Here is a 17,777-nt window from a genome sequence, read left to right as displayed (position 1 = left end):
GCGGAGCCGACTCCCGAATGTCTTAGCAAGAAAGTGAGCGAATACCGCTTGTTGGCCGATCGCTGACTTGCAACCTCACGGCGCGATGGCGTCGGAACCGAGGATGCCCATCAACACCCTCGCATTGCGCTGCCCCTGATCCTCGAAGCAGTTATTGAAAATCACATGCGTGCGTCCGGCGCGCGTCGCGATCGCACGAATCGGCACGGCGAGCTCCGTCAACTCCGCTTCGTCATAGTCGTAATCAAACCGATCCGCCGCGCTCGCGGCGCCGGTCGCGCTCCACGTCTGCGTATTGCGTCCATGCAGACGCACCATCGCGAGTTCGGGATTTGTCACGTCCCACACGGTGTGCACGCGGTTGGTCACGTCCGGCGGCGCGTCGACGATCACATGCACAATGCCGCGCTCGCGCAGGAATTCGAGCGACCGGGCTGCATGCTCTTCATCGAACCACGACTGATTGCGAAACTCGGCCGCCATCATGTAGCCCGCCATCCGCGCCCGGCATTCCTCCACCAGCGCGAGGCCGTCCGGCGCGCGCGTGATCCACGGCGCGAACTGGAACAGCACGGCGCCGAGCCGCCCGCTCACGCGCAGCGGTTCGAGCGCTTCCAGATAGCGCCGCCACAGTTCATCGCGGATATCGTCCGGCATGTCGCGGTAGTACACGTTCTTCTTGCGCGGACCGGTGATGCCTTCCGGCAGCGCCATCGCAATGTCTCGCGGCAACGCATCGGGCGAAGTCTGATGCCCGGTGAACAGACGAAACGCCTTGAAGTTGAACGTGAAGCCTTCAGGCGTGCGCTCGAACCACAATTGCGCATTGCTTGCCGAAGGCATCGCGTAGTAAGCCGAATCCACTTCGACCAGCGGGAACTGCGAGGCATAAAAACGCAGACGTGCTTCAGCGCTGCTGCTGCCGCGCGGATAAAAGCGCTTGCACGCAATCAGTGTCTTGTCGGTCCAGCCTGCGGTGCCGCAGCGAATGTCCATCGTGAAGTCGGTTGAATGCGTGGCGCGCGCCGGCTAGGACGCTGCCTCGGTGTGATCGATCCAGTCCGCGAGTTCGCGCCGCAGTTCCGCGATATCGAGCGGTTTGCCGAGCAGCCGTGCACCTGGAATCGCGTCGCCGATCTGCGCGTTCTTGCCGTAGCCCGACACGAGCAGCACGCGAATACCCGGCTGCTGGCGCAGCATGGCGCGTGCAAGACTGTCGCCGGACATGCCGGGCAACGTGAGATCGGTGAAGAGGATGTCGAAGTGTTGCGCGGGCACGAGCGGCAGCGCTTCTTCCGCACTCGCGACCGCAGTGCAATCGAGGCCCAACGCAGTCAGCAGATCGCTGAATGCTTCGCGTGAGTCCATATCGTCTTCGACGAGCAGCACACGAGCCGGCGTGCGAGTCGAGCGCGCCGTCGCAAACGGCGACCCCCTTTGGCGGATAGCTTCAACCGCGGGAGCTTGGCTTTCGTGGCCGGATTCCCTGGCGGGGTCGTAAGCAGCAGGCGGCACGCAGGCGGCGATCTGTCCTTCGGCCACGGACACGGGCAACGCCATACCCGCCGCCGTGGCAGCGCCGGCGCGCAACACGTTGCGCACCTTGCGGGCGAGGTCGTCGCGCCGGTACGGTTTCGAGAGCAGCGTGATACCGGCGTCGAGTTTGCCGTGATGGACGATTTCGTCGCGTGTATAGCCGGAGGTGAAGAGGGCGGGCACCGCGGGCGAGCGCGCCGCGGCACGCTGCGCGAGCTCCACGCTCTTGATCTTGCCTGGCATCACCACGTCCGTAAACAGCAGATCGATCGGCACGTCGCTGTCGATGAACTCGATTGCCGCGTCGCCGCTCGACGCGGTCAGCACCTTGTAGCCGAGTTGCGCGAGCATTTCGACGGCGGTCAGCCGTACGTCGGCGTCGTCTTCCACGACCAGAATCGTTTCGCCGCTACCGGTGGGCGCCGTGGTCTCGTCGACGGTTTCCGAGGTTTCGGCTTCGCAGCAGCGCGGGAAAAACAGCGAGACGGTGGTGCCGCGTCCCAGTTCGCTATCGATCAAGGTATGGCCGCCGCTTTGCCTGACGAAGCCGAACACCATGCTCAGACCGAGGCCGGTGCCGTGGCCGTCGGGCTTGGTGGTGAAGAACGGCTCGAACACGCGCTGCAGAACCTCGGGCGGCATGCCGGTGCCCGTATCGGTGACGGAAAACACCACGTATTCGCCCGGCGAGAGCTCCGGTTTGCCGCGGCAGAACGCGGTGTCCAGCACGCGGTTGGCCGCGCGCACGGTGAGCGTGCCGTCGGCTCGCATCGCGTCGCGCGCATTGATCGCGAGATTGAGCAGCGCGTTTTCCAGTTGGTTGCGATCGGCCTGCACGTTCCACAAATCGTCGCTCAGGACCGTGTCGATCCGCACCGTTTCACCGAGCGCGCGGTGCAGCATCTCGCTCATGCCGCTCAGCAGCCGGCGAGGGTTCAGCACGGTCGGTGAGAGCGGCTGGCGCCGCGCGAAGGCGAGCAGATACGCGGCCAGTTTCGCGCCGCGTTTGACGGCGTCCGTCGCGGCGCACAGGCGGCGCAAGGTCGCCGGATGGTCGCCGGCGTCGGCCGCGAGCATTTGCAGGTTGCCGTTGATCACCTGCAGCACGTTATTGAAGTCGTGCGCGACGCCGCCCGTGAGGCTGCCGATCACTTCCATCTTCTGCGCCTGGCGCAACTGCTCTTCGGCCAGCGCGCGCGCCGCGACCTCGTCGGCGACGCGCTGTTCGAGCGTCTCGGTCAACTGGCGCAGTGACTGTTCGGCGATCTTGCGCTCGTGGATGTCGATCAGCACGCCGGGAAAGCGTGTCGGTTCGCCGTGCTCGTCGAATTCGCACTGGCCGTTCGCCTGCACCCAGAGATAGTCGCCGTCGGGCCGCCGGATTCGAAACTCGGCGCGAAACGGCTGCCGCGTGCGGATCGCCTCGGCGGTCAGTTGATCGTTGAGCGCCTGGTCGTCCGGATGAAGCATGTGGACCGCGGCGTGGCGCTCGACTCCTTTCGCGGCTTCTTCCTGCTGAAAGGAAAAGGTGCGCGCGAAACGTTCGTCGCCGCTGACCTTGCCCGTGCGCATATCCAGCATCCATGTGCCGAGCACCGTGCCGGTATTGAGCGCGAGTTGCAGCCGTTCGTTGGTCTCGTGCAGTTCGGTTTCGGCGCGTTGCCGCCAGCGCTCAGTGAGCACGCGCGTGGTGGTCTCGACGACCACTGCCAGCACGCCCGCCGGCGCGCCGCTGTCGTCGGCGACGGGGCTGTAGTAGAGATCCATCCACACGTCTTCGGGCTTGCCGTCGCGCAGCAGTATCAGTTCCTTGTCGCGATACGACAGCGTGCCGCCCGCGAGACACGTGGCCATGACATGGCGGTTGAAATCGGCGACTTCCGGCCAGCCGTGTTCGACCGGGCAGCCGAGCAGATAGGGATGTCGTCCGCCCGCGAAGATCGCATACGCGTCGTTGTAGATCATGTAGCCGGGCTTGCCCCACAGCAACACGAGCGGCACGGGCGAGGCGAGCAGCAACTGGACGGTCGCCGTGAGGCTGCGCGGCCAGTTTTCGATGACGCCGAGGCCGGTGGCTGCCCAGTCGAATGCGCTGATGCGCTGCGCCATCTCCCCGCGCCAGCCGGAGCAGCCGTGGTCTTGTGCCGGAAATGGCATGCTGCGCTCCACAGAGGTCACGTCGATGAAAGTGTCCCACTCTGTCGGCTCGCGCGATGCGTTTGCACCGCAGCAGGAGGCGGGATGAAGCTTCTGCCGTGTACCGCGTGCCGGTGCATGCGGGCACCTGGCTGCGACAATTGTAAGCCACAACACCGGGCCGGTGATTCATCGCGCATGCGTTGTGGGGGCTATTCGGGGTCTGGCCGACGTTGGCAATTGTGGTGGCTCGGTGCTTACAGTTCGCATTCAGAAGATAGGCGCGAATCCTGCTGCAGCGAGGCGTTCGCGCGCGCCGATTGGCGCACCGTGGCGTTGAACGCCACGCAGAATTCGAACGTCGATAAACGCGGACCTCATCATGGCGAAAAAAAACATCACACGAAACAAGTTGCCCAAACCGGATGCGCGCCAGGCGCTGTTGATCACGCGCCGCAACGCCAGAATGGCACGCTCCGCGCACGCCTACGTACGCGGCAACACCAGCAAGTTCTACGAATGGCTCGAGGGAATAGAAGGCCACGCTTTGCCGGAAGGCCCGGCCATCTGGATATGCGGAGATTGCCATACCGGCAATCTCGGACCCGTCGCCGATGCGCAAGGGCGCGTTGAAATCCAGATTCGCGATCTCGACCAGACCGTGATCGGCAATCCGGCACATGACCTGATCCGCCTCGGCCTCTCGCTGGCGACCGCCGCGCGTGGCTCGGATCTGCCCGGCGTCACCACCGTGCGCATGATGGAAGCGCTCGCGGACGGTTACGAGCGCGCCTTCGACGAAACGGCGGGCGACGCCGACATCCACGCGGAAAAGCCCGAGGCGGTGAGGGTGGTGATGAGGGAAGCGGTGCGCCGTTCGTGGCGGCATCTCGCGGAGGAGCGTATCGAGGATCTCGATCCGACCATTCCGCTCGGTCCGCGTTTCTGGCCGCTCGCCAAGAGCGAGCGTCGCGAGATCGAGGCGTTGTTCGAGAAAGGCTCGTTGGCGCGCCTCGCCACGGTGATCCGCGGCGCCGGCGATGAAGCCGACGTGGAAGTTCTCGACGCCGCTTACTGGGTGAAGGGCTGCAGTTCGCTCGGCAGATTGCGTTATGCGGTGCTGCTCGACATCGACGGCGCGGCGATTGAGGGCGACGACCTGTGCCTGATGGATATCAAGGAAGCCGCGCAAGCGGCCGCGCCGCGCTATCCCGGCGTGCGCATGCCGCGCGACAACGCGGAGCGGGTGGTGGAGGGCGCGCGGCATTTGTCGCCATCGCTCGGCGAGCGGATGCGCGCGGCGCGTCTCGCGGATCGCGCTGTCGTGATTCGTGAATTGTTGCCGCAGGACATGAAGCTGACCATCGAGCAACTGACCCGCGACGAAGCAATGAAGGCCGCGCGCTTTCTGGCGATGGTGGTCGGCAAGGCGCACGCGCGGCAAATGGATAGCGCGGAGCGCAAGGGGTGGCTCACCGAGCTACGCAGAAACCGTTCGAAGACGCTGGATGCGCCGGGCTGGCTGTGGACGGGTATTGTGGAACTGGTGAGCAGCCATGCTGCTGGGTATCTGGAGCATTGCCGGCGGTATGCGACGGAGCGTGAGGGTAGTTGATGTTGTTTTGCGCGCGGCGGCGGCCTGATAAAAGCCACCGCCGACATACCCACCCGCATCAATTCGACAACGACAGATACGGCGAAACAAGCGGCGTAGGCGGGAACGGCTGCAAACCGGTCTGCTTGCTGAAGCTATACCGCACATAAACCGCCGCGAGATACTCGCGATATTCATAAGCATTGCCGAGCGAAGCGGTGGCCCCGAACGCCAGTTGCGGCGCGAGTTGATATTCGCCCACTGCGCTGAGGGAATACGACACCCCGGTCTTGCTTTGGCCCGGATACTGCGCCCCGCTCTGCACGCTGGTGCCGACAGTTGCTGCATTGCCGATCGCCGCGTTCTGGCGATTGGAACCGTCGTTGAGCGGGAAGTAGTTCGACGCATCCTGACGATAATGCTGCACGCCGATCGAGCCCTTCACGTCGTACGTGAACGCGCCGTTGCGCCCGGTCCACTCGACCGGCAAGTTCAGGATCACGTACTGTTGCGGGCTGAAATAGCCGCCTTGGCCATAGGTGAAGTACGACTGGTTCTTGTCGTAACGCATCAGCGTCGTATTCACGCCGATCGTGAGTGTCTGATCGGCGTCTTTCAGCAGACGCGTATAGATGCCGCCGCCGCCCTTGACCGCAGTATTGCTCAGTACGTTGTTGCCGTCGTAATACTGGAACGCCGCATTCACATACAGGCCGCTCGTGCCGTCGTCCCAAGCGAGGCTGCCGAGGCCGCCGGTTGAAGTGACGCCGCCCCATTCGAGACCGGTGCCGGAATCCCGCGCGCCGGCATAGGACAGCAGACTGTCGGTCACCGCGCGGCGCGCGACGGCCAGCGAATACGACACCTTGTCGGTAATGCCGCCGTTGTACTTCGCACCGCCCACGATGTTGGTCTCGCGGAACCCGATCGGCGTCACGCCGATGTCGCCGCTGAGGCTGCGGCCCTCGTAGCCGACCGACAAGCCGATGCCGCTTGCCGTCTGGCTGCCTACATTGGCAGCCGATACCGACGTGCCGTTAGACAGGCCGGCGCCGAAGCGCGCGAGCGTCGAGACATTGTCGGCGGGACTGCCGGCGTCGAGCGTGACAGGCGTCGCCGTGACGACCACGTGGCCGTTGCCTGCCCGGATGCGCCCCTGGATCGGCGCTTCGATATCGGTGAGATTGGACAGGCCGTCCTCGCCGGCGCGGTTACGGAACACGATGCCGCCCGAGATGCTGCTCGACTGTTCGCGATTGACCTGCGCGAGTTCTTCCGCGACGCCGAGTGTTTGCGCGTTCGCCACGTTCGGCTGCGCGTAGGTGTTGCCATTGCCGTTCGCGCCGGGTTGCGCCGGATAGTACGGTTGCGCGTAACCGGTGGGAGGCTGCGGAATGTATGGCTGCTGTTGCGCGTAGTAGCCCTGATTCGCGTAAGCCTGCTGCTGCGGCGGTTGAGGTTGATACGGCTGTTGCGCGTAGCCCTGCTGCGGCTGTTGTTGCGGATATGCCTGCTGCCCGTAGTACGGCTGTTGCTGCTGCGGATAACCTTGCTGCTGCCCATAAGGCTGCTGCGAATAGGCGGGCGCATTGCGGCTATTCTTCGGCGCACTCTGCTTCTTGCCGGTCGAGCGCTTCGGACTCGCGCCCTGCGCGCCATACGGTTGCGTTTGCATCGAACCGGCATTGGCCTGCGCTTCGCGCGCGGCCGGCGACATCGGCCAGGGCGTGGCCGCATAGCCATCCGGCGTACCGTATTGCGGCTGCTGCGGATAAGGCGCCTGCTGTTGATAAGCCGGGTTGTACTGCTGCGGGGCCTGCTGCATCGGCGGCATCTGCGCCTGCTGCTGCATCGGCGGCTGTCCTTGCCCCGGATAAGGCTGCAACGGCGCGCCCGCCTGGCTCGACCCGTAAGTCTCCTGCCCATACCCGCCGGTATTGAGCGCGGGACGCGGCGCGTTATACGGCAAGGCGGCAGGCGCACCGTTCGGCGCATAGGGCTGCGCGGGCGCCGTATAAGGTGCGACGTAAGGCGCGGGTTGCGTAGGCGGCGGATAGTTCGGCACGGTTTGTGTCGGCAAGGAAGACTGCGAATACGGAAGCGCTGAGCGCGCGGCGTTGTAGCCACCGGCGAGCGCGGCGTTGTCGGCGTCGGTTGGCGTGACCGTGGCGGTTTTGCCTTCGAAGGGATTGGTGCCCGGCAGCGGCGTCGCGCCAATCCGGCGCATCGCCGCTTCCCAGCCGCGCGGCACGTTGCTCGCCGGACTGCGCGGCGCATTGGCCATCAGCGGCGTGTTGGCGGCGACCAGCGAGCGTTGCAGATAAGTCGACGCGAGCGACAGCTTGCCTTCCGCGCGATACATGCGGCCGACGGTGGCGAGCACGCCAGGATCGGCAGGCGCCGCGTTCAAGGCCTGTTTCGCGAGTGTTTCGGCGTAACTGAACTGCTTCGCACCGGTCGCAGCGGAGATGGTCGCTTGCAGCAGATTCAGGTCGTCGGGCTTGCGTTGCAGCGCGACGCGATAGCTGGCGAGCGCGTTGCGATCGTCGCCGGCCGTCGAATAGAGGCGGCCGAGCGCGGCCTGCAAGTCGGGATTGTCGGGCATGGCCGCGAGCCACGGCGCGATCACGTCGTAAGCGCTCGCGAGGTCGCCTCGCTGGCGCACCGCGTCGCATTGCTTGATGACGATGCCCAGATTCAGGTTGCCGAAGTCGGTGCGTTGCTGCGGCGTCAACTGCATCGACGCGAGCCGGCGCATCACCATGCCGAGTTCGGCTTCCTGTTGCGTGGCCGACAGAATGCCCGCGTATTGCAGCAACAAATCGGTGTTGCCCGGCGCCGCGTTCATGGCGGCGCGCACGAGTCCGAGCGCGCGGTTGGGATCGCCGGCCTGCTGGTAAGCGGCGGCGATCACGCCGATCAGTTCGGGGCTGTTGCCGGCGACCGGTTCGGCCGCATGCAGTGTGGCGAGCGCCTGCTGCGTCTGCCCGCTGCGCGCCATCCGCGCGGCGAGGTCAGCTTGCTGATGCACCCATAAGCGGTGCTGCAACGTGGTCATCGCGTCGGTGCGCTGCGCGACCGGAATGCGGTCGAGTTGCGCGAGACCCGCCGACCAGTCCTGCGTTTCCGCCGACAGCAACGCGCTCGCATACAGCGCGTCGGTCATGTCGGGATGCGCGGCGAGCAGGCCGTCCATCATGCTGCGCGCGTTGGCGACCGCGCCCTGGCGCACGTAGATGCGCGCGAGGTCGAGCCGCAGCCACGGGTCGTCGGGCGTATTCAGCAGCGCGTCTTCGAACAGACTGCGCGCGCTGCCCAGATCGCCGCGCGCTTCGGCGGCGCGCGCCTGGGCGGCCTGCGCTTCGCCACGCAGACGGTTGATGCCGCCGGCCTTCGACTGCTGTTCGGTGTTGAGTTGATTGGCGAACTGCAATGCCTCGTCGCCGCGGCCTTGCGCGGCGAGTGCGCCGACCAGCCCGCGCACCGCGTCGGGGTTGTCGGCCTGGCGGCGCAGCGCCATCCGGTAGGCCTGTTCGGCGCCGCTCGGGTCGCCGTTCGCGAGCAGCATTTCGCCGAGCAGCACCTGCGCGGTGACGTCGGACGGATTCAGCGCGATCGCGCGTTCGAACAGCGACTTCGCCTTCGCGAATTCGCCGTTGCTGCGCGCGCCGATCGCGTCGCTCGTGTAGGTCCAATAGCTCGCGCTGTCGAGCGCGGTTTTCCAGCGCGCCGGATTGCCGTTGCGCGACGCGCGTTCCAGATAGTTGCGGGCTTCGGCGAAATGCTCCTGCTTCAGCGCGGCGATGCCCATGCCGCCGAGCGCGTCGGTGTCGTTCGGGCTGGTGGCCAGCACCGAGGAAAACTTCGCGCGCGCCGTGGCCACGTCGTTGCGGTCGAGCGCACTGAAACCATCGGCGACGGTGCGGCCGCGTGCGTCGGTTGCGGCATTTTCCTGTGAACGCGCGCGCGCCGCGCTGTCCTGCTGGACCATCGAATCGAAGCGCGCTTTCACGGCGGCGTCATCGGTGGCGGTTTGCAGATAGGCCTGATAGAGCGGGGCGTCGGAGGGCCGCGCGTCGAGCCACAACAGCGCCTGACGCCAGCTTTTTTTCGCGGACGCGCCGACCGTGCTGTCGCCCGCCAGTTTCTGCAGACGCGCGATGCCGTCGCGGCGCGTCACGTCGCGATAGGTCAGATGCTGCGCATAGGCGAGGGCGTAACGCGGGTCGTCGGGGTTGTCGCGCGCAAGCTGTTCGAGGCCGCGGCGCGCCTGATCCCAACCTTGCGGCGTGGCCGAGAGCGCCTGGTAATACTCGAGTTGCAATTCGGGGGTGGCCGGTTTGCCGTTCAGCGCGCGCTGGTATTCCTGCACCGCGCTCGCGCTTTGACCGCTTTGCGCGAGCCGCCGCGCGTCGTTGACGGTCTGGTCGCGCAGGCTCGATTCGCCGAGGCGCCGGCCGAGTTCGTCCAGATTCGGATAGTTCGGCGCGACCGCTTTCAGGCGCGCCAGATATTGCTGCGCGCCGGCGCCGTCCTTGCGGTCGGCGAGCACCATGCCCATGCCGAAGAGCGCATCGGGCTGCCTGGGATCGATGCGCAACACTTTCAGCCACGCCTGCTCCGCGAGGTCGCCGCGCTGATGCGATTGCCAGTACTTGCCCTGATCGATCAACACGTTCAAAGGATCTTTCGACGCCTGCGCCAGCGCGTCCGGCGCAACCGTCGCCACGCAGCAGACGGCCGTGAGGCTGAGCGCGAGGCGCAATGACAACGCGAGGGCGCTCAGTCGCATGCGTTTCTCCAACTCGGCACGAGACGTCCAGCTTCGTCGAAACGATAGCGGCCGTCGATGAAACCCGTGCCGAACAAACCCAGCACACGATCGTAGTAAACCGGTTCGCGGCCCGGCACGTTGGTGTCGAGCGCCGCGAGATGCGTGCGCGCGAGGCCAAGGCCGCGCTCGTCGCCGAACGCCTTGAAGTACGGCGCGAGCGCAGCCCAGTAACTGAGCGGTCCTTCGCCGCTGGCCGCGCCGGTGGTCGATGAGACCTTCTCGGGCGGAAAGCCGGTTTGCGCGACGCGCGCGCGCATGCCGCCGAGCGCCGCGAGCCAGGGTTTGGCGAGCGGATCAGCGGGCGACGCGAGGCCGGCCCACAGATAGACGCGGATCGCGTCGTAGCTGCCGGTGTCGCCGCTTTTCGGATCGACCACGAACTGGCCGTTTTGCCAGGCCGCCCAGTCGGGCGCGAAGCCTTGCGGCGCAGTCGTTTTGATGAGCCTGTAGGCGCTGTCGGCGAGCTTGCCCCACGGGCCGTTCGGCATCTCGTGCGCGAGATAGCGCAACACCGGCAGCGGCAGATAGCTCGGATTCAGGCGCGTCACGCCACCGCTTTTGAAGCCTTGCGGTCCGGGCAGCAGCATCGGTCCGACGCCCGGCAGCGTGGTCATTTCCTGACGCGCAATCTGCGCGGCCAGTGCTTCGCCCAACTGCGTGTAAGCCGCTTCATGCCACAGGCGGCCGGCTTGCAGCAGATCGTAGGCGATCCACAGGTCGGAGTCCGATGCGGAATTCGGATCGAGCACGCCATACGAGCCGTCCGCTTTTCTGCCCCATTGCCACGACGGCAGCCGCATGTTCTGCGCGTCGAACTGATTGCCCGAGAGATTGGTGCGAATCCAGCCGAGCAGCCGGTCGAACGTCGCGCGGTCGTTCGCGACCAGCGCGAAAAAGAGCGCGTACGACTGGCCTTCGGAAGTGGTTTGCTGCGCCGGCGTGGAATAGTCGATCACGCGGCCGTCGGCCTGCACGAAGCGTTCGACGAACGTGCGATAGCCGCTCCAATCGCCACAGGCGCCGGGGGCGGCGGTGGTCTGCGCCACTTTGACGAGGCTGGCGAAACTCGCGGACGCGGCCAGCCCGAGCGTCAGCGCCACGCCGATTTTCTTGTTGATTCGAACCCGCATATCAGTCCTATTAGTCCCTCAGGCGGCGCGCGGCGATCGAGCGCAGCGTCCGGTAGAACAGGCCCGCGATGATCAGCGCGGCGAGCACGCCGCCCAGCATCAACAGCAGCGGATGCGACGACAGCGCCCAGCGCAGATACTCCTGCGGCGACAGGTGGCCGACGTAATACGCTTCGCCGTTCGAGGTGATGGTGACGGTGCGGCCGTGGATCACGGCCATCGCGCCTTGAATCTGCGGCAGCACGTCGGAGTCGAGCAGCGCCGCGGACAGGTCGGCGTCCGACTGGCCGGCCGCGCTCACCAGCGCCACCGCGCTGCGGTTCTTCTGCAGCGGCGATTCGAACCCGGTCAGCAACGCGTCTCCGTTCGAACTCACCAGAGTCAGATCGGCGCGCGCCGGCGTGCGCTCCACGCCGCGTTCGCCGTGCCACCAGTCCTCGAGCTTGAAGACGATGTCGGTGAGCTGGAAGGTGCGCGAGTCGCCGTCGCTGGAGAACGGCATCGACTTGGCCCAGCGCTGCAACAACGGTTGCTTGCCCGGTGCGCCGAAAATCAGCAGGTCCTTGTTGGCGAACTTGTCGGCGTCGTCGGCGGTGCCGACTGTGACGCCCGTCACCGGATAGCCGGTCGACGTGCCCATGCGGCCCATGGTCAGCAGAAACAGGCTGTAGTCGCTCGAATCGGCATCGTTCGGCAGGATCGCGGCGGTCTCGGAAAGGTCCGCCATGCGCGTGAACGGGAAGCCGCTATTGGCGAACGCGGCCAGATCCGGCAGCGCCATGTAATGCGGGAATGAAGAGAGGTCGATGGTCGAGTTCGGATCGATCGCGCCGACCACGTTGTCGAGCAGACGGCCATGACATTCGCCGGTATTCGGAATGTCGTAGAAGAAGTGCAGGCGCACCTGGGCGCGCGGCGTCAGCAGCAGCGGCGGAATGTGCAGCGTGCGGCGCGCCTCGGCGGTCTTGTCCGGCAGCACGGTGGCGAAGTAATGGCTCAGCTCGAACACGGAAGCGGATTCGGCGGGAATCGGCAGCGCCTGCACGAAGCCGTTGTTCACGCTCACGTTCAGCGACGAGCGGTCGCGCAGCGGACGCACGGTGTAGCGGTAGCGCAGATCGATCGGCGCGCCCTTGGTGTGCCACATGAACAGATCGGGCGGCACGCGCAGATTCACGCGCACGGCGTCGGCGTCGTAACCGGACACCGTCAGATCGCGCGGATCGGTGAGTTCGCCGAAGCGCACCGGACGATTGGTGGGCAGCCAGTTCGGCGCGTCGTACGGCGCGCGCGGCGCGAGCTCGTTCAGTTGAGTGATGGTCGCGCTCGGGCCGGTCAAGGTGTTCTGGCCAATGCCGAGCGATTTCGCGGCGGTTTTCAGTTCGGCCTCGGTGCGGCCGAGCACGAGCAGCAGCTTGCCGCGCGCCGGCGCTTCGCGATCGACCACCGCGATGGTCGGGCCGGAGATGGCCGGAATATTGATGCCGGCCGGACGCTGATCCGAAGTCGCGAATACGACGGCGTTGCCCGACAGCGGCGCGTTATCCAGTTGCGCCGGAAACACCGCACCGCGATAACCGGCGAGCGCGCCGAACCACGACGCCACGATGCCGCCCGCTTCGAGCGTGGCATTGCCCGGCTTTTGCGGGAACACGAACGGCAGCTCGAGACGGCGCACATCGCGTCGATCGAAGAACGGCGCCGGCAACGCGGCCAGATCCGGCTTGCTGGCGAGCGACGCGTAAGTCAGATCGAGCGAGCTCGCATTGCTGACCGTGGCCCACAGCGACGAGTTGGCCGGGTCTTCACAGCTGGTCGTGTAATGGCCGATCAACTGCACATTCAGATGGTTGAACTCGGTGATGAAGCGCGGATCGATCGAGACGTCGCGCGCCACCAGCATGCCGGCCTGTTCGTGCGGCACGGGCAGGGTGGCGGCGACTTCGCCGTTCACCAGCACCTTGAGCTGCGAGATATTCGGCAGCAGCGCGGGCGAGTAGCTGTACACCAGATGCAGGACCGCGCCCGTCACCACTTCGTCGCCGCGCACGGAAAACGCCACGCCGTTCTGGCCGTCGGTGCCGCGCAATTGCAGCGGGTCGAGCGCGCCGAGATCGGCGAAGGTCAGCGTCTGACGCCGGCCGCCCGGCACCAGCGTGCCCGGCTCGGCGGTGGTCGGCGTCCTGACGCCCAACGCTTTGACCGACGACGCAGCGAGCGCCGGCGTCGGTGTCGCCAGTTGCGGCTGCGCCAGCGCGTTCGGATCGTAGGGCACGGCCGGACCCGCCGCGTTCGCAGTGCCGGCGCCGGTCGCAGTCGGCACATTCGGCGCAACCGGCTTGCTCTGAACGGAGCTCGCGGCACTCTGACTGGCGCCCGTCGGGTTTGCACCGCCGGCAGCCACCGCCACGACTTCAGCCGCCGAGGCGAGCGGCGCGGCCAGCGCCGTCTGCAATGCCAGCCAGCACGCGAGGCCGCGCATCAGCCGTTGCGAGCCGGGGCGTGCCGCGCGATGCATGCTCAATCCGGACCCACTGCGCTCGTGATTCGAGCGTTCGATGTTGCCCTTCGCCATCCAGTTGCGCATAGATCAGTCTTTCGTTTTTAGCTTCTTGACGTCCATTGGACGGCTTTTCATCGAGCTGCGAAGGTCGGCATAAAGATGCTCGAACAGACCCGCGATACCGCGCGCGCCCACCGTCAGCACATGCGACAGGCCGCGCAGGGGCGTGTCCTGCTGCCGTCCTTCCGCCCAGCCGGTCCAGGCGTCGGCGCGTGCAAAGGTGGTCTTGACGAACTCGTACTCCTGCTCGCGCGTCATGGTGGAGAAGCGCAGGCCCACGCGGCCCGGGGCGGTGAAGCCGACGGTCGCCGGGAACGCGTATTCCTCGTCGCCGCGAAACAGCGAGACGGTCACGCGCTCGTGCATCGGCACCTGAATCGCGGCGGGCAGCGCCACGCCGACGCCGCCTTCCGAGTAGTCGATGGTTTCGCAGGCGAGCGTGCGGCCGGTCGAAAACTTCAGCATGACGGGCATCTGCATCGCCACGCGGTGCACCGCGCGAATCTGCTTGCGCTCGCTCGCGGCGGCCACGCTCGCGCCGAGAATCAGCATGTTGTACGTGGTCCAGCCGAGGTTGAGGATAGTGGTCTGCACCACGCTGCGCACATGCCAGTTGAAGTAGATATGCACGATGCCCACGCAGAAGCCGATCAGGTTCAGCAACAGCAGGAACAGGTAGGGCCGCGAGATCGCCCAGTCGAAATAGTTCTTCTCGATCTGGCCGCCCTTGGCCGTCACGTTGAACTTGCCGAGCTTCGGGTTGATGAGCGCGAGTAGCGTCGGTGCGGTGATGTACGAGGCCAGCACCGACTCATAGACTTCGGCCCAGAACGAATGGCGGAACGAGCGCTGCATGCGCGAGTTGGTGATGCTCGCGTGCATCATGTGCGGCAGCGCGTAAATCGCGATCGTGCCGGCGGCGGCTTCGATCACGTGCGCGCCGAAGAACAGATACGACAGCGGCGCGGTGAGAAACACCAGACGCGGAATGCCGTAGAAGAAGTGCATCATCGCATTCAGATAGCACAGGCGCTGGCCGATTTTGAGGCCCTTGCCGGTGAGCGGATTGTCGATGCGGAAAATCTGCGTCATGCCGCGCGCCCAGCGAATCCGCTGGCCGATGTGGCCGGACAGAGATTCCGTGGCCAGCCCCGCGGCCTGCGGAATCGCCAGATACGCGGTGGTGTAGCCGAGACGGTGCAGCTTCAAGGCGGTGTGCGCGTCTTCAGTCACGGTCTCGACCGCGATGCCGCCGATCTCCTCGACCATGGTCCGGCGCAGCAGCGCGCACGAGCCGCAGAAGAAGGTGGCGTTCCACAGATCGTTGCCGTCCTGCACGAGGCCGTAGAACAGCTCGCCTTCGTTCGGCACCTTGCGGAAGGTGCCGAGATTGCGTTCGAACGGGTCGGCGGAGAAGAAGTGGTGCGGCGTTTGCAGCATGGACAGCAGCTTGTCGCGCAGGAACCAGCCGAGGCCGATTTGCAGGAACGAGCGCGTCGGAATGTGATCGCAGTCGAAGATCGCGAGGTATTCGCCGCTGGTGATCTTCAGCGCTTCGTTGATGTTGCCGGCTTTCGCGTGGCGGTTGTGCGTGCGGATCGTCCAGTTGACGCCGACCTCTTCGCAGAACGCCTTGAACTCGGGGCGGCGGCCGTCGTCGAGCACGTGGATCGAAATCTTCTCGGCCGGATAGTCGAGCGCGAGCGCGGCGTAGATGGTCGGCTTCACCACCGAGAGCGGCTCGTTGTAGGTCGGAATGAACACGTCGACGGTCGGCCATTGGTCGCGCGACGCTGGCAGCGGCATCGGCGTGCGCTTGAGCGGCCACGCGGTCTGGAAATAGCCGAGCAGCAGCACGATGGTCGAATACACTTCGGCGGATACCAGCAGCAGGCCCCAGCCGGCGTCGAGCGGATGCTCCCAGTAGGTGGTCGCGGTCAGGCGCCAGAACATATAGCGGCCCGAAGTGACCACCGAGAGCATGATCATCACCATCGTCGCATAACGGCCTTGCAGACGGCGGAACATCAGCGCGGTCACGAAGCAGCAGGTCGCGAACGTCAACTGCTCGTAAAAGGCGAGCGGCACGGTGAATACGAAGTACAGCATCACCAGCGCGAACAGCGTGACGAGTCCGGTGACGATGCGGCTGTTCCAGAAGCGCGCGTCGACGAAGCGATCGAGCCGCGACGACTCGGCGGGCTCAAGGCCCGGCGCTGGAGACGTGCTCATGCGACGTTCCTCGGCGAGACGGCGATCGCGTCGAGCGCCGCCAGCAGCCATGCGCCGCACGACTTGAAATCGGCGGCCGCCTGGCTGAGTGGATCGTAGTGAATCAGCGTGGTGTCGCACGCGAGCGCTTCGCTCACGCCTTCGTCCAGATGGATCACGCCGGGGAACAGTTTAGTGCCGAGCATCTGGCGCAGCACCTTGAGCACGTCTTTGGTCAGCTGGCGCGACTGGTCGATCTGGTTGACCACATAGCCTTCGCCGCCGAATTCAGCGCGCGGCGCCGCGTAGGCTGCGATCAGCCGCTCCATCTGCGGAATCGCGGCGTACGACGCGGCGTCGGCGAGCACCACATTCAGCGTGAAGGTGGCCGCCGTCAGGGCCGTGCGGACATACGTGGACGAGCCCGGCGGCGTGTCGATGATCACGATGTCGGAGGCGTCGAGGCGCAGGTTCTGCAGCGACTGCGCGAGCCAGCGCGGATCCTGGTCGATGTGCGCTTCGAAGCGGCGGCGGTCGTCTTCGAGCAGCGCGCCGTAGGGCAGCACGGTCACGCCGTCGACGCCGTCGAACATCACGGATTGCCACGGGTCGCCCGTCAGCGTGGCGCGCGACAGACCGTCGATGCTGTCGAGCGGCACGCCGAAGTGCAGACGCAGGGCGTTCTGCGGGTCGAGGTCGAGCGCGATCACACGCCGGCCGCCGGAGGCCAGCACCGACGCCAGATTGGCGGCAAGAGTGGTCTTGCCGACCCCGCCTTTGGCGGACACCACCGCGATGACTTTCATGAGCGACGAGGGCCGTTGATCAGCCACGAGTTGGAGGTGGCGGGTGCGGCGGCGCGCGTGGCGCCGGCGGGTGCTGCGGCTTGAGCGGGGGTGCCGCGCAAACGGTCGAAGACCGACTGCAAAGGCGCGGATGTGTCGCTGGCCTTGGCCGGTTGCGGCGGCGCTGATGCGAATGCGGGTTCCGGCGCGAAGAGCTTGCCGAGGATGGAAGCGGGGTGCGTCGGAGCGGTGGGTGCGATGGGTGCAAGAGGCGCGCTCGTGCTCGCATAAGCACGCGCGGGCGCCGGGGTCTGCGCCCAGCTCGGCGCGGCGGACGCGACCGCTTGCATCACCGGCGGTCGCAGCGGGATCGCCGGCGGCACGGAAACCGGTTGCGCGGCGTGAGGCACGGGAGCGAGCGGCGCTGTCCGTGCCGGACTCGCAGCCGAAGCGAACGGAGTCGCAGCCAGCGTGCTCTGAACCGGAGCCTGAGGCGCGGTTGGCGCGGCTTGCGCAGCCACCGGCGCGACGGCTTCCACTCGAACAGCGCCAACTGCCACCGGCGGCGTAGCGTCGGTTTTCGATTCGAGTTCGCCGAAGCGCGACGCGCCCTTCGGCCCATTCACCGGCGCGGCCACGGCGACCGGCGGAATATCCCGCCGATGCGAACGCGTGAACAGCGGCGCCTTCGCGCGCGTGACAGAGGCGGCGTCTTTTGGCGTGGTGTCCTGGCGATCGACGGCCACCGGCGCTTGGACCGCCTGCGCCTGAGGCTTGGGCTCGCGATGCTGCCCGATGGCGGGAATCGTCGGCTGGGTCAGATCGAGCGTCACTAATAACGGCCAACGGGTGCGCGCCGAACGCGCTTCGTTCTCGCGGCCGATTTCCTGGTACGCATTGGCGTCGCCGCCAAAATGATCGAAAAGTTTCTCGATGTCGCTCGATGAGCTCATAGTGCCGCCGTCTTATTCATGCCTACCCTTGCCCC

General features: G+C 66.1%; 9 protein-coding genes. 1 reads left to right on the top strand and 8 read right to left on the bottom strand.

Annotated elements, in window-relative coordinates:
- Positions 1 to 75: 75 nt before the first annotated feature.
- Positions 76 to 996: a DUF72 domain-containing protein gene (locus tag B0G80_RS32050; protein WP_116121901.1), complete on the bottom strand. Its 921-nt coding sequence runs from the start codon at positions 994 to 996 to the stop codon at positions 76 to 78.
- Positions 997 to 1,029: 33 nt separating this feature from the next.
- Entirely contained in the window at positions 1,030 to 3,693 is a 2,664-nt protein-coding gene (locus B0G80_RS32045; protein WP_116121900.1) for a response regulator, read from the bottom strand.
- Positions 3,694 to 4,054: 361 nt separating this feature from the next.
- Between B0G80_RS32045 and B0G80_RS32040 the strand changes: the two genes are divergently transcribed.
- A complete protein-coding gene (locus B0G80_RS32040) occupies positions 4,055 to 5,287 on the top strand; it encodes a DUF2252 domain-containing protein (protein ID WP_116121899.1) in 1,233 nt (410 codons plus the stop codon).
- A gap of 58 nt (positions 5,288 to 5,345) precedes the next feature.
- Here the strand turns inward: B0G80_RS32040 and B0G80_RS32035 are convergent, their stop codons facing one another.
- Genes B0G80_RS32035 through bcsP form a run of 6 tightly spaced genes read right to left on the bottom strand, consistent with a single transcriptional unit; the run spans position 5,346 to position 17,742 of the window.
- On the bottom strand, positions 5,346 to 10,058 hold the full coding sequence (locus B0G80_RS32035) for a cellulose synthase subunit BcsC-related outer membrane protein (RefSeq protein WP_116121898.1): 4,713 nt from the start codon (positions 10,056 to 10,058) through the stop codon (positions 5,346 to 5,348).
- Positions 10,049 to 11,230 carry a cellulose synthase complex periplasmic endoglucanase BcsZ gene (gene bcsZ, locus B0G80_RS32030; RefSeq protein ID WP_116121897.1) on the bottom strand — a complete coding sequence of 394 codons (1,182 nt, stop codon included), beginning with the start codon at positions 11,228 to 11,230 and terminating at the stop codon, positions 10,049 to 10,051. Before bcsZ ends, B0G80_RS32035 begins: the two co-directional genes overlap by 10 nt.
- A gap of 10 nt (positions 11,231 to 11,240) precedes the next feature.
- Positions 11,241 to 13,817 (bottom strand): cellulose biosynthesis cyclic di-GMP-binding regulatory protein BcsB, encoded by a 2,577-nt coding sequence (bcsB, locus tag B0G80_RS32025; RefSeq protein ID WP_116121896.1) that lies wholly within the window; start codon positions 13,815 to 13,817, stop codon positions 11,241 to 11,243.
- Positions 13,818 to 13,820: 3 nt separating this feature from the next.
- On the bottom strand, positions 13,821 to 16,025 hold the full coding sequence (gene bcsA, locus B0G80_RS32020) for a UDP-forming cellulose synthase catalytic subunit (RefSeq protein ID WP_116121895.1): 2,205 nt from the start codon (positions 16,023 to 16,025) through the stop codon (positions 13,821 to 13,823).
- Complete coding sequence (gene bcsQ / locus B0G80_RS32015) at positions 16,022 to 16,810, bottom strand: cellulose biosynthesis protein BcsQ (RefSeq protein ID WP_116121894.1); 789 nt, start codon at positions 16,808 to 16,810, stop codon at positions 16,022 to 16,024. Before bcsQ ends, bcsA begins: the two co-directional genes overlap by 4 nt.
- Complete coding sequence (gene bcsP, locus B0G80_RS32010; protein WP_116121893.1) at positions 16,807 to 17,742, bottom strand: cellulose biosynthesis protein BcsP; 936 nt, start codon at positions 17,740 to 17,742, stop codon at positions 16,807 to 16,809. The genes bcsQ and bcsP overlap by 4 nt, the downstream gene beginning before the upstream one ends.
- Positions 17,743 to 17,777: the final 35 nt, after the last annotated feature.

This window comes from Paraburkholderia sp. BL6669N2 (assembly GCF_003387275.1).
Lineage (GTDB): Bacteria > Pseudomonadota > Gammaproteobacteria > Burkholderiales > Burkholderiaceae > Paraburkholderia.
Note: the sequence above shows the minus strand (reverse complement) of the source record. Positions and strands in the feature narration are given on the sequence as shown.